Origin of the sequence: Streptomyces sp. Rer75, assembly GCF_013414305.1 — a bacterium.
Lineage (GTDB): Bacteria > Actinomycetota > Actinomycetes > Streptomycetales > Streptomycetaceae > Streptomyces > Streptomyces himastatinicus.
Genome location: NZ_CP058693.1, coordinates 6,964,950 through 6,981,736, shown reverse-complemented (window position 1 = coordinate 6,981,736; position 16,787 = coordinate 6,964,950). Strand labels below are relative to the sequence as shown.

19 protein-coding genes are annotated in these 16,787 nt (G+C 72.8%); 5 read left to right on the top strand and 14 right to left on the bottom strand.

Going from position 1 to position 16,787, the window contains the following annotated elements:
* Positions 1 to 108 precede the first annotated feature (108 nt).
* Positions 109 to 558, top strand: coding sequence for a helix-turn-helix domain-containing protein (locus HYQ63_RS30135; protein WP_179936983.1), 450 nt, complete (start codon positions 109 to 111; stop codon positions 556 to 558).
* On the opposite strand, the gene mutM is transcribed toward HYQ63_RS30135, so the two are convergent.
* From mutM to HYQ63_RS30090, 9 genes are all read right to left on the bottom strand, one after another.
* Positions 501 to 1,400 (bottom strand): bifunctional DNA-formamidopyrimidine glycosylase/DNA-(apurinic or apyrimidinic site) lyase, encoded by a 900-nt coding sequence (mutM, locus tag HYQ63_RS30130; protein WP_179936982.1) that lies wholly within the window; start codon positions 1,398 to 1,400, stop codon positions 501 to 503. The genes HYQ63_RS30135 and mutM overlap by 58 nt on opposite strands.
* 66 nt (positions 1,401 to 1,466) lie before the next feature.
* A complete protein-coding gene (rnc, locus tag HYQ63_RS30125) occupies positions 1,467 to 2,417 on the bottom strand; it encodes a ribonuclease III (protein WP_179936981.1) in 951 nt (316 codons plus the stop codon).
* 19 nt (positions 2,418 to 2,436) lie between these two features.
* Positions 2,437 to 2,610 (bottom strand): 50S ribosomal protein L32, encoded by a 174-nt coding sequence (gene rpmF / locus HYQ63_RS30120; protein WP_009714764.1) that lies wholly within the window; start codon positions 2,608 to 2,610, stop codon positions 2,437 to 2,439.
* 2 nt (positions 2,611 to 2,612) lie between these two features.
* On the bottom strand, positions 2,613 to 3,203 hold the full coding sequence (locus tag HYQ63_RS30115; protein ID WP_179936980.1) for a DUF177 domain-containing protein: 591 nt from the start codon (positions 3,201 to 3,203) through the stop codon (positions 2,613 to 2,615).
* Positions 3,204 to 3,373: 170 nt separating this feature from the next.
* Positions 3,374 to 4,537, bottom strand: a complete 1,164-nt coding sequence (locus tag HYQ63_RS30110) for a cell division initiation protein (protein ID WP_179936979.1) — start codon at positions 4,535 to 4,537, stop codon at positions 3,374 to 3,376.
* 107 nt (positions 4,538 to 4,644) lie between these two features.
* A complete protein-coding gene (coaD, locus tag HYQ63_RS30105) occupies positions 4,645 to 5,124 on the bottom strand; it encodes a pantetheine-phosphate adenylyltransferase (RefSeq protein ID WP_218929587.1) in 480 nt (159 codons plus the stop codon).
* Positions 5,125 to 5,150: 26 nt separating this feature from the next.
* Positions 5,151 to 5,738, bottom strand: coding sequence for a 16S rRNA (guanine(966)-N(2))-methyltransferase RsmD (gene rsmD / locus HYQ63_RS30100; RefSeq protein WP_179936977.1), 588 nt, complete (start codon positions 5,736 to 5,738; stop codon positions 5,151 to 5,153).
* A 138-nt stretch (positions 5,739 to 5,876) separates the two neighbouring features.
* The gene (gene recG / locus HYQ63_RS30095; protein WP_179936976.1) at positions 5,877 to 8,117 is read right to left on the bottom strand and encodes an ATP-dependent DNA helicase RecG; all 2,241 of its coding nucleotides are present in this window, start codon (positions 8,115 to 8,117) and stop codon (positions 5,877 to 5,879) included.
* Between the two features lie 85 nt (positions 8,118 to 8,202).
* On the bottom strand, positions 8,203 to 9,957 hold the full coding sequence (locus tag HYQ63_RS30090) for a DAK2 domain-containing protein (RefSeq protein ID WP_179936975.1): 1,755 nt from the start codon (positions 9,955 to 9,957) through the stop codon (positions 8,203 to 8,205).
* A 213-nt stretch (positions 9,958 to 10,170) separates the two neighbouring features.
* On the opposite strand from HYQ63_RS30090, the gene rpmB reads away from it, so the two are divergent.
* On the top strand, positions 10,171 to 10,356 hold the full coding sequence (gene rpmB / locus HYQ63_RS30085; RefSeq protein ID WP_009714771.1) for a 50S ribosomal protein L28: 186 nt from the start codon (positions 10,171 to 10,173) through the stop codon (positions 10,354 to 10,356).
* 114 nt (positions 10,357 to 10,470) lie between these two features.
* Here the strand turns inward: rpmB and thiD are convergent, their stop codons facing one another.
* Together thiD and HYQ63_RS30075 are read right to left on the bottom strand one after the other, a co-directional pair.
* The gene (gene thiD / locus HYQ63_RS30080) at positions 10,471 to 11,301 is read right to left on the bottom strand and encodes a bifunctional hydroxymethylpyrimidine kinase/phosphomethylpyrimidine kinase (RefSeq protein WP_179940653.1); all 831 of its coding nucleotides are present in this window, start codon (positions 11,299 to 11,301) and stop codon (positions 10,471 to 10,473) included.
* Between the two features lie 16 nt (positions 11,302 to 11,317).
* Complete coding sequence (locus HYQ63_RS30075; protein ID WP_123099087.1) at positions 11,318 to 12,286, bottom strand: thiamine-phosphate kinase; 969 nt, start codon at positions 12,284 to 12,286, stop codon at positions 11,318 to 11,320.
* Between the two features lie 137 nt (positions 12,287 to 12,423).
* Between HYQ63_RS30075 and HYQ63_RS30070 the strand changes: the two genes are divergently transcribed.
* Positions 12,424 to 12,657 (top strand): Lrp/AsnC family transcriptional regulator, encoded by a 234-nt coding sequence (locus HYQ63_RS30070; protein ID WP_009714774.1) that lies wholly within the window; start codon positions 12,424 to 12,426, stop codon positions 12,655 to 12,657.
* A 26-nt stretch (positions 12,658 to 12,683) separates the two neighbouring features.
* The gene (locus HYQ63_RS45700; RefSeq protein WP_179936974.1) at positions 12,684 to 12,935 is read left to right on the top strand and encodes a hypothetical protein; all 252 of its coding nucleotides are present in this window, start codon (positions 12,684 to 12,686) and stop codon (positions 12,933 to 12,935) included.
* Between the two features lie 33 nt (positions 12,936 to 12,968).
* On the opposite strand, the gene HYQ63_RS30060 is transcribed toward HYQ63_RS45700, so the two are convergent.
* Genes HYQ63_RS30060 through HYQ63_RS30050 form a run of 3 tightly spaced genes read right to left on the bottom strand, consistent with a single transcriptional unit; the run spans position 12,969 to position 15,950 of the window.
* Positions 12,969 to 14,141 carry a D-alanine--D-alanine ligase family protein gene (locus tag HYQ63_RS30060; RefSeq protein WP_179936973.1) on the bottom strand — a complete coding sequence of 391 codons (1,173 nt, stop codon included), beginning with the start codon at positions 14,139 to 14,141 and terminating at the stop codon, positions 12,969 to 12,971.
* A gap of 34 nt (positions 14,142 to 14,175) precedes the next feature.
* On the bottom strand, positions 14,176 to 15,177 hold the full coding sequence (locus HYQ63_RS30055) for an NAD(P)H-dependent glycerol-3-phosphate dehydrogenase (RefSeq protein ID WP_123099085.1): 1,002 nt from the start codon (positions 15,175 to 15,177) through the stop codon (positions 14,176 to 14,178).
* Entirely contained in the window at positions 15,174 to 15,950 is a 777-nt protein-coding gene (locus HYQ63_RS30050) for a 1-acyl-sn-glycerol-3-phosphate acyltransferase (protein ID WP_179936972.1), read from the bottom strand. Before HYQ63_RS30050 ends, HYQ63_RS30055 begins: the two co-directional genes overlap by 4 nt.
* Positions 15,951 to 16,091: 141 nt before the next feature.
* On the opposite strand from HYQ63_RS30050, the gene cofC reads away from it, so the two are divergent.
* On the top strand, positions 16,092 to 16,781 hold the full coding sequence (cofC, locus tag HYQ63_RS30045) for a 2-phospho-L-lactate guanylyltransferase (protein ID WP_373689158.1): 690 nt from the start codon (positions 16,092 to 16,094) through the stop codon (positions 16,779 to 16,781).
* Positions 16,782 to 16,787 lie beyond the last annotated feature (6 nt).

The following is a 16,787-nucleotide window of genomic DNA, read 5'->3' as shown; positions in this document are numbered from 1 at the left end:
AGCGGACGAGCGAGCGGCCCGGGCGTACGCAAGCCCCGGGCCGCGTTGCGCTGCGCTCACCGGATGACAGCGCAACCCAGGAGAGAGCGCTGCGCGTATGGTATGTGCATGGAATGTGAACGCACCGCCGGCAGCCGTCCGGGAGGGGACGCCACCGGGGACGAGGCCTTTGATGTGTTCGCGCGCGCCTGCCCGTCCCGCGCCACGCTGGAACACGTCACCGGCAAGTGGGGCAGCCTCACCCTGACCGCCCTCGCCGAGAGCGGCTGCCGCTTCAACGAGCTGCGGCGGCGGGTCGACGGCGTCAGCGAGAAGATGCTGTCCCAGACGCTGCACGCGCTGGAGCGGGACGGTCTGGTGCACCGCGAGGCCCAGCCGGTCAATCCGCCGCGCGTGGACTACCGGCTCACCCCGCTGGGGCACGCGGTCGCCCAGCGGCTGCTGGCGCTGATCGGGCTGGTCGAGGAGCGGATGCCGGAGGTGCTGACGGCCCGGGAGGCTTACGACGGGCGGCGCGGCGAGAGCGCCGAGACCCCGGCCGGGCGCGGCGGGCGCTGACAGCGCGGGCAGAAGTAGCTGGAGCGGTTCATCCAGGGGCGGCGGCGCATGGCGGTGCCGCAGCGGCGGCACGGCTCGTCCTCCCGGCCGTATGCGTCGAGGGAGCGCTCGAAGTACCCCGACTCGCCGTTCACATTGACGTAGAGGCTGTCGAAGCTGGTGCCGCCCACCGCCAGTGCCGCGCTCATGACATCCCGCACATGGCCGAGGAGTTCGGCGGAGCGCGGCCGGGTGAGGGTGGCGGTCGGACGGTCGTAGTGCAGCCGGGCGCGCCACAGCGCCTCGTCGGCGTAGATGTTGCCGACGCCGCTGATCAGCGACTGGTCGAGCAGCGCGCGCTTGACGGTGGTACGGCGGCGGCGCAGCGCGAGGTGGAAGGCCGCCTCGTCGAAGGCGGGGTCCAGCGGGTCGCGGGCGATGTGCGCGATGGCGTCCGGCAGCCCCTCCAGGTCGCCCGGGACGGAACCGTGCAGCGAGAGCCCGCCGAAGGTGCGCTGGTCGACGAAGCGCAGCTCGGTGCCCACGTCGTCGGCGAAGCGGACCCGGATGCGCAGATGCTTCTCGTCCGGGGCGCCGCCGGGCTGGACGAGCAGCTGGCCGCTCATGCCGAGGTGGGCCAGCACCGCTTCGGCGGTGTCCTCGAACGGCAGCCACAGATACTTGCCGCGGCGGCGGACCGCCCCGGTGCGGCGGCCCTTCAGCCGGGCCGCGAAGTCCTCCGCACCGCCCAGGTGGCGGCGGACCGCGCGGGGGTGCAGCACCTGGACCTCGGCGACCGTACGGCCGCTGATCCAGCGCTCCAGACCGCGCCGGACCACCTCGACCTCGGGCAGCTCGGGCAACGTGACTCCTGAAGGAGGGATCACCGGCACTCCGGCCCCGGTCGGTGACCGGGGCCGGGGCGGTGCCTAACGGGTGGTGGTGGCCGAGTCCGCGGCCGGGGCGCTCGCGGCCTCGGCATCCTCGGTGACGGCCTCCGCCTCGGCCTCTGCCTCGGCTTCAGCCTCCGCCTTGGCTTCAGCCTCCGCCTTGGCCTCGGCTTCCGCCGCGGCTTCGGCCTCCGCCTTGGCCTTCGTCTGGGCCTCGTCGGCGGCCGCGCGGATCGCGCGCCAGGCGGCCTCGGCCGCCTGCTGCTCGGCTTCCTTCTTGCTGCGGCCGGTGCCGGTGCCGTACGCGACACCACCGACGCGGGCGGCAGCCGTGAAGGTCTTCTCGTGGTCGGGCCCGGTCTCGGAGACCAGGTACTCCGGAACCCCAAGACCCTCGGTGGCGGTCAGCTCCTGGAGGCTGGTCTTCCAGTCCAGGCCGGCGCCGAGGTTCGAGGACTTCTCGATCAGTGGGTCGAAGAGCCGGTGCACCAGTTCGGCTGCGGCGTCGAGCCCCCGGTCGAGATAGACCGCGCCGATCACCGCTTCCAGGGTGTCGGCGAGGATGGATGCCTTGTCCCTGCCCCCGGTGCCCTCCTCGCCCCGGCCGAGCCGGATGAAGGCGCCGAGGTCCAGACCCCGGCCCACCTCGGCGAGCGCGCGCGAGTTGACCACCGCGGCCCGCAGCTTGGCCAGCTGGCCCTCGGGCAGGTCCGGGTGAATGCGGTACAGCGTGTCGGTGACCACCAGACCGAGCACGGAATCCCCGAGGAATTCCAGCCGCTCGTTGGTGGGCAGACCGCCGTTCTCGTACGCGAAGGAGCGATGGGTCAGCGCACGCACCAGAAGGGCGGACTCGAGTTGATACCCGAGCCGCCCTTCCAGGATCGTGTGGGACGAGGCCTTGTCCGCCTGGGCCGTATCGCCGCCGCGCTGATGACCTCCGCGAGGTTCACCCGCGCGCTTGCGGGACGGCGTGCTGGCGTCCGACATAGAGCCTGTCACCCGCCGATCAGACCTCGAGGACCTGGCGGCGGTTGTAGGTGCCGCAGCTCGGGCACGCGATGTGCTGCTGCTTCGGCTCGTGGCAGCGCTCGCACGCCACCAGGGTGGGGACCGCAGCCTTCCACTGCGACCGGCGGTGGCGCGTGTTGCTGCGCGACATCTTCCGCTTCGGAACAGCCACGGCTACTTCTCCTGTGGGTCATCCCCGCGCTGGCGGGGGGCGTTGTCCTTCTCGCCGTCCTGAATGGACTCGGCGAGTCCCTGCAATGCCGCCCAACGGATGTCGACGGCTTCATGGTGGTGGTCCGGGTCGTCCGCGAGCCGCGCACCACAATCGGCGCACAGCCCGGGGCAGTCCTCCCGGCACACCGGCTGCAACGGCAGTGAGAGCACCACCGCGTCGCGCAGCACGGGTTCGAGGTCGAACAGGTCGGCCTCGAGGAAGAGCGTGTCCTCCTCCTCGGCGTCGTCGCCGGTGTCCGCGTCGCGGCTCCGGTCGTCGGCGTCGGGGTAGGAGTACATCTCCTGGAAGTCCGCTTCGAGCTCTCGCTCCAGCGGCTCCAGACACCTTACGCACTCCCCCGTGAGCGGTGCACGGGCGGTGCCTGTGACAAGCACCCCTTCCATGACCGACTCCAGGCGGAGTTCAAGCTCCACGGTCGCGCCCTCCCGCACCCCGATGACCTCGATGCCGAGATCCTTGGGGGCCGCCACGGAGCGGGAGACCCGCTTCATCGCACCAGGACGCCGCCCCAGCTCACGTGTGTCGAACACGAGCGGGGCACGATGGTCGAGGCGGGCGTTCAGGGCTTCCTGCTTTCTACGCTGCGGCGGGCCACCCGACACGGACTTGAAGCGGGCAGCCGAGATCGCGGACGTACGCGCGACCGAAGAGCCAGGATACTGGACGGGCCGCCCCAGGCCCAATCGGGTCCAGGACGCCTCTAGCGCCCCTGCTCGTACTGACGCAGCTGATCGAGATCGATCATGCTCGTGTCGAACAGGCTGGTCTCGTCGAGCGCCGCACCCGGCTGCTGCGGGGGGTACGGGGGCTGCGGCGGGGGCTGCTGGGCGTAGCCGTTCGGGTCGTAGCCCTGGGGCTGCTGCTGCCAGCCGCCGTACGCGTCCGCTTGCGGATAGCCCGCCTGCTGGGCGTACGGGTCCGGCTGCTGGACGTAACCCTGCTGCTGGTAGCCGTACGCGTCCTGCTGCGGGTAGCCCGCCTGCTGGGCGTAGTACCCGGCGTCGGCCGCCGCGGGGTCCATCGCGGCGGGGTTCATCGCCCCGGGGTCCATCGCTGCCGGGTCCATCGCCGCGGGGTCCATCGCGGCGGGCTGCACGGCGGCGGGCTGGACGACGGGCGGTGGCACGGCCGCGGGCTGCGCGGCGGCGCCCTGGGACTGGGCCAGCTCCGCGTAGTAGTCGTCGTCGCTGGTCCGCAGGGCCTGGGCGGTCGCGTCCTGCGCGGCCATATGGGCGCCCAGCTCATCGGCCGGGCGGGAGCCGAGCAGCTTCTGCCGGCCCCGGCCGACCGCCTCCAGGGTCTTGGAGAGGACCGCGGAGACGGCCCCCAGCTTGGTGTCCACGTACTCGTCGGCGCGCTGCCGCAGGGTGTGCGGATCGGCGCTGCGCTCCGGCTCGTCGTCCATGCCGTCGCCGCCGGGCGCACGGCCGAGCAGCTTGTCGCGGCCGCGGTCCACCGAACCGATGGTCTTGGTGAGCACGACCTCGAAGTTGGCGAGCTTGCTGTCGACGTAGTCGTCGGCCTCCGCGCGGATCTCCTCGGCCTCCCGGCGGGCCTCCCCGAGGATCCGGTCCGCCTCCTCCTGGGACGTCCGGACCACCTCGGTCTCCGAGATCAGCCCGGCGCGCTCGGCGTGCGCGGACTCGATGATCCGCGTCGCCTCCTGGCGGGCGTCGTCCACCATCCGGTCCCGCCCGCCGATCAGCTCCTCGGCGTGGGCGAGGGAGTCGGGGAGGGCGGAGCGCACCTCTTCGAGCATGGCGAGCAGCTCGGCGCGGTTGACCACGCACGAGGCCGACATGGGCATGGCCCGGGCGCTGCCGACGGCGCTCACGATCTCGTCGAGCTTCTTCTGCACGTCCACCTTGGGTGCTCGCAGTCTGAGTCGGAGGGGATGAGACGGGACCGACTGTACGGCCAGCGGGCGCCTGCCCGACACCCGCTGACGCGCCGTCAGCCCTCAGCCCGCGGTCACGTCCGCCGGAGCCGTTCGTCCAGCGCCTCCAGGACGATCGGCGGCACCAGGTGGGAGATGTCGCCGCCCCAGGCCGCGACCTCCTTGACCAGGCTGGAGGAGAGGAAGCTGTAGGTGGGGTTGGTGGGCACGAAGAGGGTTTCCACCCCCGACAGCCCGTTGTTCATCTGGGCCATCTGCAACTCGTAGTCGAAGTCGCTGACGGCCCGCAGCCCCTTGACGATGGCGGGGATGTCGCGCTGCTTGCAGAAGTCCACGAGCAGCCCGTGGAAGGCTTCCACCTCCACGTTGCCGTACTCGGCGGTCGTCTGGCGGAGCAGATCCATCCGCTCCTCCACCGTGAACAGCCCCTGCTTGGACTTGTTGATCATCACGGCGACGTGGACGACGTCATACAGCTTGGACGCTCGGGCGATGATGTCCAGGTGCCCATTGGTGACGGGGTCGAAGGACCCCGGACAGACTGCGCGGCGCAACGGAAATTCCTCGCTCTCGGGTCCGGTCATGACGCGTTGTCGCACGTCGAGGCGGCGCGACCGTACCAAAGCGTGCCCTCGCCGTAGCGACGGGACCGCAGTCCCTCGAAACCGGCCGGCCACCCGAACTCCCCGCCTCTGGTGCTGCGCTCCACGGTGGCCAGCGCCTCGGGCGCGAGCCAGCCTTTGCCACGGAGTGTGAGGAGGATCTCGCGGAGATCGTCATCGGTGACGGCGTACGGCGGGTCCAGGAAGACGACGTCGTACGGGCCGGAGGCCGGGGGCGGGCCGCCGATCGCCGCCTCGGCCTTCGCGGTGCGCAGCTCGGCGCCGGGCAGCCCCAGCGCCCGTACGTTCTCCCGGATGGTGCGGGCGGCACGCGGGTCCGACTCGACCAGCAGCACATGGCCCGCACCCCGGGACAGCGCCTCCAGGCCGACCGCGCCCGAGCCGCCGTACAGATCGAGGACCCGGGCCCCGCCCAGCGAGCCGAGCAGCGACTCCCAGGTGGAGAACAGGCCCTCGCGCGCCCGGTCCGAGGTGGGTCGGGTGCCGTTTCCCGGCGGCACGGCCAGGCGGCGTCCGCCGGCCGCTCCGGCGATCACGCGGGTCATGGGTGTGGCAGTCCTTCGCGGTGGTCGTCGCGGTGCTCGGGGCAGCGGCGGGCGGTACGCCGGGCCGCTGCCCCTCCACGATATGGCGTCCGGCGCCGCGCGGGAGCCCCGCGCGGCGCTCAGGGGGTGTCTTGCCGGTCATCCCTTGTCGAGGAATTCCTCCCGCTCCTTGTCCAGCAGGGCGTCCAGCGCGGTGCGCAGCTCCGGGTAGCCGGTCAGCTCGGGGTCGGCGGTGACGATCGCGGTGGCCTCCTCCCGGGCGGCGGCGATGACCTCCTCGTCGTCGATGACGGCGAGCACCCGCAGCGAGGAGCGGACGCCGGACTGGGCCTGGCCGAGGACGTCGCCCTCGCGGCGCTGCTCCAGGTCGATCCGGGACAGCTCGAAGCCGTCGAGGGTGGCCGCGACCGCGCCGAGCCGCCCCCGGGCGGGGCTCGCCTCGGGCATCTCGGTCACCAGCAGGCACAGCCCCGGGGCCGAGCCCCGGCCGACCCGGCCGCGCAGCTGGTGCAGCTGGGAGACGCCGAACCGGTCGGCGTCCATGATCACCATGGCGGTGGCGTTGGGGACGTTGACGCCCACCTCGATGACGGTCGTGGCGACCAGCACGTCCACCTCGCCCGCGGCGAAGCGGCGCATCACCTCGTCCTTCGCCTCCGGCGCCATCCGGCCGTGCAGCACCTCCACCCGCAGGTCGCGCAGCGGGCCCGCGGCGAGCTTGTCCGCGACGTCGAGGACCGCGAGCGGCGGGCGCTTCTCCGCCTCGTCCTCGGCGCTCTTCTCCTTCCCCGCCTTGGTCGCCTTCGCCGCCTTCTCCGCCTTCTCCTCGTCTTCCTCGTCTCCGATGCGCGGGCACACCACATATGCCTGGTGTCCGCCCGCCACCTCCTCCCGCACCCGCTCCCAGGTGCGGGCCAGGAAGTGCGGCTTGTCCTTGGCGGGCACCACATGGGAGGCGATCGGGGAACGACCGGACGGCAACTGGTCCAGGACGGAGGTCTCCAGGTCGCCGAAGACGGTCATCGCGACGGTCCGCGGGATCGGGGTGGCCGTCATCACCAGCAGATGCGGCGGCTGCTTGCCCTTGGAGCGCAGGGCGTCGCGCTGCTCGACACCGAAGCGGTGCTGCTCGTCGACCACCACCAGGCCCAGGTCGTGGAACTGGACCTTGTCCTCGATCAGGGCGTGGGTGCCGATCACGATCCCGGCCTCGCCGGTGACCAGGTCCAGCAGTGCCTGACGGCGGGCCGCGGCCCCCATGGAACCGGTGAGCAGCACGACCTTGGTGCCCTGCTCCGCGCCGCCCAGCATCCCTCCCTCGGCCAGCTCGCCCATCATCTCGGTGATCGAACGGTGGTGCTGCTGGGCGAGCACCTCGGTCGGCGCGAGCATCGCCGCCTGTCCCCCGGCGTCCACGACGCCGAGCATCGCGCGCAGCGCGACCATCGTCTTGCCCGACCCCACCTCGCCCTGGAGGAGCCGGTGCATGGGGTGGTCGGTGGCCAGGTCGGCGAAGATCTCGGCGCTGACCCGCTGCTGGCCGTCGGTGAGGGTGAACGGAAGCCGGGCGTCGAAGGCGTCCAGCAGACCGCCGTCCACCGGCCTGCGGGGCGCGGCGGGGGCCGTCGCGTCGGCCTGGCGGCGGCGGGCGAGGGCGACCTGGAGGACGAACGCCTCGTCCCACTTGAGCCGGTCGCGCGCGGCGGCGATGTCGGCCTTGGTGCGCGGGCGGTGGATGCGGCGCAGCGCCCCGGGCAGCGTGGCCAGCCCGCGGCCCTCCCGGAGGGACTCGGGCAGCGGGTCGATCAGCCCGGCCAGCACGGTGTCCTCCTGGCCCGCCGGGCCCAGGACGGTGTCGATGGCCTGCTGGATCTGCCAGGACTCCATCTGCTTGCAGGCCGGGTACAGCGGCAGCAGCTGGTTGGCGAACGCCTCCACGGCGTCCGAGCCGCTGTCCGCGCGCAGCAGCTTGAACTCGGGGTGCGCCAGCTGCCGCTTGTGATTGAAGACCGAGACCTTCCCGGCGAACATGGCGCGGCTGCCGGGCAGCAGCTCCGCGCGCGGCTTGTGCACGCCCTTGCCGAAGAAGACCAGCTGGAGGCGGCCGCTGCCGTCGGTGATGGTGACCTCCAGCCGCTGGCCGCGGCCGCTGTTGAACTTGTGCACCCGGGCGTCCGCGACCTGCGCGACGACGGTCACATGCTCGTCCAGGGGCAGGTCGGCCAGGCGCGTCAGCTCGCCGCGCTCCGCGTACCGCCGCGGGTAGTGGTGCAGCAGGTCGCCGACCGTGTGCAGGCCGAGGTGCTCGGCCATCACCTTCGCGGTGTTGCCGCCGAGGACTTTCTTCAGGGGTTCATCCAGCACGGGCACGCAGTCCATTGCACACCACGCCACCGACAAGCGGGGCCATTCACCGGGTCATGCCCGGGATCGGGCGCGGATCATTCCGGGATCATGTCCGGGATCATTCGACGCCTATGATCAGCGGCGCGGAGGGCTGGCCGCCCCGGTAGACGATCGTGTCGACGGCGAAGTGGCCCTCCCGTACGTGACGCTCCAGCCGCTCGGCGATCGCGTCGGGGAGGTCCGCGCCGAGGACCAGCGTGACCATCTCCCCGCCCGCGGCCAGCATCCGGTCCAGGACCGTCTCGGCGGTCCGGGCCAGCTCGGTGCCGATCACCGCCACGTCGCCGTCGATCAGGCCCAGGACGTCCCCGGCCTGGCAGACCCCGGCCATGGTCCAGGACCGGTGCTCGGCGACGGCCAGTTCGGCGCAGCGGGTGGCGCCCGCGGCGGAGGTCATCGCGACGACGTCCTCGTCGAAGCTGCGGGCGGGCTCGTGCACGGCGAGCGCGGCGATGCCCTGGACCGGGGAGCGGGTGGGGATGACGGCGACCCGTACGCCCTCGGCGCGGGCCTGCGCGGCGGCGGCCGCGGCCGGGTGGCGCAGCTCGGCGTCGTTGGGCAGCAGCACCACCTCGCGGGCGTGGGCCCGCCGGATCGCCTCGGCCAGCTCGCTGCCGCCGGGCGGCTTCCCGGGATCGGTGGCGACCACGGTGGCGCCGGCCTCGGCGCACAGCGCGGCGAGGCCGTCGCCGGGGACGACGGCGACTACGGCGCGGGTCGCGCGCTCGCCGGACGGGCCGTCCGGCCGCCGCTCGGGGCGGCCCGGCTCCGGGGCGGCGGGCCTGCGCTCGGCGGGGGCACCGAAGTGGGTGATGCGGATGCGGTACGGGCGTCCGGCCTGGATGCCCGCCTCCACGGCGGCGCCCGCGTCGTCCACATGGACGTGGACGTTCCACAGTCCGTCGCCGCCGACGACCACGAGCGAGTCACCGAGCGCGTCCAGCCGCTCGCGCAGTCCGGCGACGGCGCCGTCGCCGGCTTCCAGGAGGTAGATCACCTCGAACGCGGGCCCGTCCGCGGAACAGTCCACCGGCCCGGCTCCGGTCTCCGCCGTGAGGGGGGAAGCCGAGGCGGGAGCGGGGATGGCGGGGGCGGCGGGCGGTGCCGCCGGGGCTTCGCCGGACAGGGCCTCGGCGAGCCCGCCCAGCACCGTGACCAGGCCATAGCCGCCCGCGTCGACGACGCCCGCGCGGGCCAGGACGTCGAGCTGCCCGGGGGTCGCCTGGAGTGCGGCGCGCGCCCCTTCGTACGCCGCGCGCGCCACCGTGCCGAGGTCCCCGGTGGCCCGCTCCGCGCCCTCGGCAGCGGCCACGGCCACGGTCAGCACGGTCCCCTCGACGGGGTGCGCGACGGCGAGGTACGCCAGGTCCACGGCGCGCCGCAGGGCCCGCCGCAGCCCGTCCGCCTCGTCCCCGCCCCCGGTACCGCCGCCCTCGCCGCCGTCGCCGTCTTCGGCCAGGACGTCGGCCATGCCGCGCAGCAGCTGGGCCAGGATGGTGCCGGAGTTGCCGCGCGCGCCGATCAGCGCGCCGTGGGCCATGGCGCGCACCACGTCGGCGAGGCTGGGGCGGGCGGCGCCCGACGAGGCGGGGTGGCCGTCGAAGGCGGCGTCGACGGCCTGGGCCGCGGACTCGACGGTCAGATACAGATTGGTGCCGGTGTCACCGTCCGCGACCGGATAGACATTGATCGCGTCGATGTCCTCACGGGCCCGGCCCAGCGCGTCCAGCGCGAGCCCGCACCAGATCCGTACCGCATCGGCGTCGAGCGTGTGCGGCACGTACGTTCTCCTCGGGGTCGGGCTTCGCGTCATCGCAGGCTAGTCGCCGCCCTCCGCGGGGGCTGGGGCAGCCATGATAGTTTCGTTGTACGGGAGTGGCCGTTGTATGCTGCTCCGGTTGCCCGATGAGAGTCGGGCTATTCCCCCTGGCGCCGCCGGTCTTCCACGATCCTGGCTACGCCGGGGTTCCCGTTAAGTGTCTGTCTCCTCGCGGGAAGCGAGGCTGACCCGTCTTTGGAGTAACCCGTGGCTGCCAACTGCGACGTCTGCGGCAAGGGGCCGGGCTTCGGCAACAACATCTCGCACTCGCACCGCCGCACCCGCCGTCGTTGGAACCCCAACATCCAGACGGTGCGCGCTGTGGTCGGTCGGACCCCGAAGCGGCTCAACGTCTGCACCTCGTGCATCAAGGCCGGCAAGGTCTCGCGCTAGGCGCACGCCTTACCCCCGCGCGAGCGGGGTTCCGGTTGCCGAGGCCGGTCCACACATGACGGTGGACCGGCCTTTACGCATGAGCTGAAGCCTTTACGCATGCCCTGAAGCCGCTCAGGCGATTCCCCAGCCGTGGTCGACCGGGCCGATGCCCGCGCCCAGGGGGAAGCCCGCGGCGATCGCGCCCGTGACGTACTGCTTGGCCGCCCCGACGGCCTCCGGGACCGTCATACCGCCCGCGAGGTAGGTGGCGATCGCCGAGGCGAGGGTGCAGCCCGTGCCGTGGGTGTGGCGGTTGTCGTAGCGGGGCGCCCGCAGCCAGTGCTCCTCGGTGCCGTCGGTGAGCAGGTCCACCGCGTCCCCCCGCAGATGACCGCCCTTGATCAGCGCCCAGCGCGGGCCGAAGTCCAGCACCGCGCGCGCCGCCCGCCGCAGATCGCCCTCCGAAACGACCCGGATGCCGGTCAGCTGGGCGACCTCGTCCAGGTTGGGGGTGGCGACGGTGGCGGTGGGCAGCAGCTTGGTGCGGACCGCGTCCAGCGCCTCGGCGGCCAGCAGCGGATCGCCGTGCTTGGAGACCCCGACCGGGTCGACGACCACCGGGGCGGGCAGCCCCGCGAGCAGCCCGGCGACGGTCTCGACCAGCTCGGGGGTGGCCAGCATGCCCGTCTTGACCGCCTGGACACCGATGTCGTCCACCACGCTGCGGAACTGGGCGCGGACCGCCTCAGCGGGCAGCTCCCAGGCGCCCTGGACGCCCTGGGAGTTCTGCGCCGTCACCGCGGTCAGCACGCTCATCCCGTGCGCGCCCAGGGCCAGCATCGTCTTCAGGTCGGCCTGGATACCCGCACCGCCACCGGAGTCCGATCCGGCGACGGTGAGGACGCGGACGGGTGCCCGGCGGTCGCGGGGGACACGGGAAACGCGGGGAGCATCGCTGGACATGGCCATACGGCCGAATCTACTCGGCGCCCTGGTCATCCCCGAAATGGTCCCAGCCCGCGTGCACCCAGGGCGCCCCGTCCACCGTCACCTGGGGCAGCGCCGACGGGTTGAGCACCTCGCCGATGACCTTCCAGCGGGCGGGCAGCTTCACGTCGGACGGGAAGGTGGCCACGATCGCGTGGTCCTCTCCCCCGCTGAGCACCCACTGGATCGGGTCGACGCCCACCGCCTGCCCGATGTCCGACATCTGCGTGGGGATGTCGATGTCCCCCGAGCGCAGATCGATACGGACCTGGCTGGCGTCGGCGATGTGCCCGAGGTCGGCCACCAGACCGTCGCTGACGTCGGTCATCGCGGTCGCGCCGAGTCCGGCGGCGGCCGGGCCCGCGTGGTACGGCGGCTCCGGGCGGCGGTGCGCCTCGACGAAGGCGCGCGGCGAACGGAATCCGCGCGAGAGCACCGCGTGTCCGGCGGCCGACCAGCCCAGCCAGCCGGTGACGGCGACAACGTCGCCCGGCCGCGCACCGGATCGGGTGACCGGCTCGTGGTTGCGCAGGTCGCCCAGGGCGGTGATGGCGATGGTGATGGCGTCTCCGCGCACCACGTCGCCGCCGACCACCGCGGCGCCCGCCACCTGGCATTCGTCGCGGATGCCGTCCATCATCTCGGCCGGCCAGGTCACCGGCAGATCCGCGGGCACCACCAGGCCCAGCAGCAGCGCGGTCGGCACCGCGCCCATGGCCGCGATGTCCGCGAGGTTCTGCGCGGCGGCCTTGCGGCCGACGTCATAGGCGGTGGACCAGTCCCGGCGGAAGTGCCTGCCCTCCAGCAGGACGTCCGTACTGGCCACCACCCTGCGGTCCGGTGCGGCCACGACCGCAGCGTCGTCCCCGGGCCCCAGCCTCACCGCCGAGGTGGTGGTGAGCCGGGAGGTGAGCTCCCTGATGAGCCCGAACTCCCCCAACTCGCCCACGGTGCCCTTCATCGCATTGCCCCTTCGTGCTCGTGGCCCTGTGCCCGCCGCGCCGCGCACCCCGCGCGGGTCTCCCCGCGCCGCGTGGCGACGCGGTACCGTGGCGTCCCTTCTCCCCACATGATCCTCGTAGCCGCCCTGGAGGTTCCGTGGTACAGGCGTACATCCTGATCCAGACCGAGGTCGGCAAGGCGTCGACCGTCGCCGACGTCATCGCCAAGCTCCCGGGGGTGATACAGGCCGAGGACGTCACGGGTCCGTACGACGTGATCGTGCGCGCCCAGGCCGAGACGGTCGACGAGCTCGGCCGCATGGTGGTCGCGAAAGTCCAGCAAGTGGAAGGGATCACGCGCACGCTCACCTGCCCGGTAGTCCATATCTAGATCCCGCTCCCCCGTATGCTCGGCCGGTGAGTTCCGCACACCGTACTGTCACCCGTCGGTCCGTTCCGCCGCCCGCCGCGGCGGACGGCTGCGACGAGGGTTGCGACGCCACCGGCACGTCCGCGGTTCCCACTCCCCCGGCGCAGGCTGCCGCGCTGTGCCGGGCGTTGTACGAGGACCTGCCGAGGACCGTGGACGGGCTGCGGCGGCGCACCGCCGAGCCCGCTTCGCCACTTCACGACCGTTCCGGCGGGTGTGGTGTGACGGACGCGGGCTGACGCCTCCGACGCGCCCGCGACGGCCGGGTCGCGCTAGCGCAGCCCCGTGGAACGGCGCAGCGCGGCCTGGATGAGCCGGTCCACCAGCTCCGGGTAGCTCACGCCGCTCTCCTGCCACATGCGCGGGTACATGGAGATCGGGGTGAAGCCGGGCATCGTGTTGATCTCGTTGATCACGAACTCGCCGCTGTCCAGCAGGAAGAAGTCCGCGCGCACCAGGCCCTCGCAGGACACCGCGTCGAACGCGCGCACCGCCAGCTCCTGGACCCGCTCGGTCTCCTCCGCGGTGAGCGGCGCGGGCACGACGCCGGGGGCCGCGTCGATGTACTTGGCCTCGAAGTCGTAGAAGTCGTGAGTGGAGACCGGGGGGATCTCGGCGGGCACGCTGGCCCGCGGCCCGTCCTCGAATTCCAGCACGCCGCACTCGATCTCGCGGCCGCGCAGCAGCGCCTCCACGATGACCTTCGGGTCGTGGCGCCGGGCCTCCTCGATGGCCGCGTCCAGCTGGTCCGGGCCGTCGACCTTGGTGATGCCGATGGAGGAACCGGCCCGCGAGGGCTTCACGAACACCGGCCAGCCGTGCTCGGCGGCGAAGTCGGTGATCCGGGCGCGGGCGGTGGCCGGGTCCCGCTCCCAGTCGCGGGGGCGGATCACCTCGTACGGGCCGACGGGCAGCCCGAACGAGACGAACACCCGCTTCATGTACTCCTTGTCCATGCCGACGGCGGAGGCCAGCACCCCGGCGCCCACATAGGGCACCCCGGACAGCTCCAGCAGCCCCTGAAGGGTGCCGTCCTCGCCGTACGGGCCGTGCAGCATGGGGAAGACGACGTCGACGTCGCCGAGCGCCTTGGGCACCGCGCCCGGCTCGCTGTAGACGACCTCGCGGCTGCCCGGGTCGACCGGCAGCACGACCGACCCCTCCTCGGACTCGGCGAGCCGTTCGACGCTCGGGAGCTGCCGGTCCGCGATGGCCATCCGCTCGGGCGCGTCGGCGGTGAGCGCCCAACGGCCGTCCACCGTGATGCCGATCGGCAGCACGTCGTACTTCTCGCGGTCGATGGCGCGCAGCACGGCCCCCGCGGTGACCACGGAAATGGCGTGCTCGGAGCTGCGCCCGCCGAAGACCACGGCGACGCGCGGCTTCCGCGGCTCGCCGGAGGAGGAAGCCGGGACAGGGCTTGAGGAAGGAGTCTGGCTGCTCATATCGCGTTGAGGTTACCTTGCGGTTCGGACGGCGTCAGTGCCGCTCGGCCTTCGCGCTGCGCGACATCAGCTCTTTGAGCGCGACGAGCGGCTGTTTGCCGTCGTGGACGATGCCCACCACGGTCTCGGTGATCGGCATGTCGACGTCGTGGCGCCGCGCGAGATCCGCTACGGACTCGCACGACTTGACGCCCTCCGCCGTCTGCCGGGTGACCGCGATCGTCTCCTCCAGTGTCATGCCGCGGCCCAGGTTGGTGCCGAAGGTGTGGTTGCGGGACAGCGGCGAGGAGCAGGTGGCGACCAGGTCGCCCATGCCCGCCAGGCCCGCGAAGGTGTGCGCGTCGGCGCCCATCGCGAGGCCCAGGCGGGTCGTTTCGGCGAGCCCGCGGGTGATGAGGGACGCCTTGGCGTTGTCGCCGAGGCCCATGCCGTCCGCGATGCCGACGGCCAGCGCGATGACGTTCTTCACCGCGCCGCCGAGTTCGCAGCCGACCACGTCGGTGTTGGTATACGGGCGGAAGTAGGGGGTGTGGCACGCGGTCTGGAGGCGGCGTGCCACATCCTCGTCGCGGCAGGCCACCACGGAGGCCGCGGGCTGCCGGGCGGCGATCTCCTTGGCGAGGTTGGGTCCTGTGAGCACCGCGACGCGCTCCGCGGGCGCCTCGGCGACCTCCGCGATGACCTCGCTCATCCGCTTGGCCGTGCCGAGTTCGACGCCCTTCATCAGGGAGACCAGGACGGTGTCGGAGGGCAGCAGCGGGGCCCAGGCGGCGAGGTTGCCGCGCAGCGTCTGGGAGGGCACGGAGAAGACGGTGAACTCCGCGTCGCGCGCGGCCTCGGCCGGGTCGGTGGTGGCCCGTACCCCGTCGGGGAGGCGGATGCCGGGGAAGTAGTCGGGATTGGTGCGGCCGGTGTTGATGGCCTCGACGACATCGGGCCTGCGGCCCCACAGCGTCACCTCGCAGCCGGCGTCGGCGAGCACCATCGCGAAGGCGGTGCCCCAGGACCCGGTGCCGTAGACGGCGCAGCGCGTCACTTGCTCTCCTCTTCGGCCACGGGGCGTTCGGCCACGGGGCGCGGCTGGTCGGCGGCGTGCAGCCGTTCGGGGTGGAGGGCGCGCGCCCGGGCGGGCACCGGCTCGCCGCGGACGTCGGCGAGAAGTTCGGTGACCGCGGCCATGATGGTGTCGGTGGCCGCCCGCAGCACGTCGGCGGTGGGCTCCTGGCCGTAGTACTCGGAGAGGTCCACCGGCGGGCCCGCGTGCACCCTGAGGGTCTTGCGCGGGAACAGCCTGACCTTCTTTTCCTTGGCGTACGGCGGCACGGCCTCGTTGGCGCCCCACTGGGCGACCGGGATGACCGGGGCCTTGGTGAGCAGGGCGACCCGGGCGGCGCCGGTCTTGCCGCGCATCGGCCACAGGTCGGGGTCGCGGGTCAGGGTGCCCTCGGGGTAGAAGGCCACGCACTCGCCCTTGTTGATGGCGTCGACGGCTGCCCGGAAGGCGTTGGCCGCGTCGGTCGACTCGCGGAAGACGGGGATCTGCCCGGTGCCGCGCAGCATCGTGCCCACGAAGCCGCCCTTGAAGAGGGCTGCCTTGGCGAGGAAGCGGGGCACGCGTCCGGTGTTGTACTGGAAGTGCGCGTAGGAGAGCGGGTCGAGATACGAGTTGTGGTTGATCGCGGTGATAAAGCCACCGTCGGCGGGAATGTGCTCCATTCCGTGCCAGTCCCGCTTGAACAGAACCACCAGCGGCGGTTTCACCATGACCGCCGCCATGCGGTACCAGAAGCCGATTCTGCGGCCGGACACTCGGAACATCCTCCTCTTGGACCCTGCTGACCTGCTGGCTTGCTGCCGTCCGGGCAGCCGCACAAGTGTCGCTCCAGGTACTCGGTCTGTCGAGGACACCGTAACCCCGCCCGTCCGGGACGAGTCGGGCAGCAGGCGAGAATGGGGCCCGTGGGAAGAGACGCAAGGTCTGTGACGTGGACGCTGGTGGTGCCGCTGAAGCCCCTGTCACGGGCGAAGAGCAGGCTCTCCGGCGCCGCCGGCGACGCCCTGCGGCCGGGTCTCGCGCTGGCGTTCGCCAAGGACACGGTGGGCGCGGCGCTGGCCGGCCGACGCGTCGTCGGGGTCACCGTGGTCACCGACGATCCGCTCGCCGGGCGCGAGCTGGCGGCCCTCGGCGCCCGCATCCTGCCCGATACGCCGGGGCGCGGGCTGAACGCGGCGCTCGCGCACGGCGCCCGGACGGTGCGGGAGAGCCGCCCCAGGGCCTCCGTAGCGGCGCTGAACGCCGATCTCCCGGCCCTGCGGACGGCCGACCTCGACCAGGTGCTCGAAGCCGCCGCGGGCTTCTCACGCGCCTTTCTGGCGGATGCGGCGGGGGTCGGTACGACGCTCCTCGCGGCGGCGCCGGGCACCGACCTCGCCCCCGCCTTCGGGGGCGCCTCCCGGGCCCGGCACCGGGCGTCCGGCGCGTACGAGATCGAGCTGCCCGGGGTCGACTCGGTACGGCGCGACGTGGACACCGGCGAGGATCTGCGCGCGGCGCTGGCGCTGGGCGTGGGCACCCACACGGCCCGGCTGTGCGGCACCGCCTGCCCGCCGGGGCCGCGGGCCGCGCTGCCCGGCACGTAGGGGGTG

What these genes read in the sequence shown, in the direction of transcription:
- thiD (WP_179940653.1), bottom strand. Translation starts at nt 11,301, where the DNA reads ATGTCCAGCGATGCTCCCCGCGTTTCCCGTGTCCCCCGCGACCGCCGG.
- HYQ63_RS30135 (WP_179936983.1), top strand. Translation starts at nt 109, where the DNA reads ATGGAATGTGAACGCACCGCCGGCAGCCGTCCGGGAGGGGACGCCACC.
- HYQ63_RS30090 (WP_179936975.1), bottom strand. Translation starts at nt 9,957, where the DNA reads ATGACGCGAAGCCCGACCCCGAGGAGAACGTACGTGCCGCACACGCTC.
- rnc (WP_179936981.1), bottom strand. Translation starts at nt 2,417, where the DNA reads ATGTCGGACGCCAGCACGCCGTCCCGCAAGCGCGCGGGTGAACCTCGC.
- HYQ63_RS30060 (WP_179936973.1), bottom strand. Translation starts at nt 14,141, where the DNA reads ATGAGCAGCCAGACTCCTTCCTCAAGCCCTGTCCCGGCTTCCTCCTCC.
- recG (WP_179936976.1), bottom strand. Translation starts at nt 8,117, where the DNA reads ATGGACTGCGTGCCCGTGCTGGATGAACCCCTGAAGAAAGTCCTCGGC.
- cofC (WP_373689158.1), top strand. Translation starts at nt 16,092, where the DNA reads ATGGGGCCCGTGGGAAGAGACGCAAGGTCTGTGACGTGGACGCTGGTG.
- HYQ63_RS30075 (WP_123099087.1), bottom strand. Translation starts at nt 12,286, where the DNA reads ATGAAGGGCACCGTGGGCGAGTTGGGGGAGTTCGGGCTCATCAGGGAG.
- rsmD (WP_179936977.1), bottom strand. Translation starts at nt 5,738, where the DNA reads ATGACCCGCGTGATCGCCGGAGCGGCCGGCGGACGCCGCCTGGCCGTG.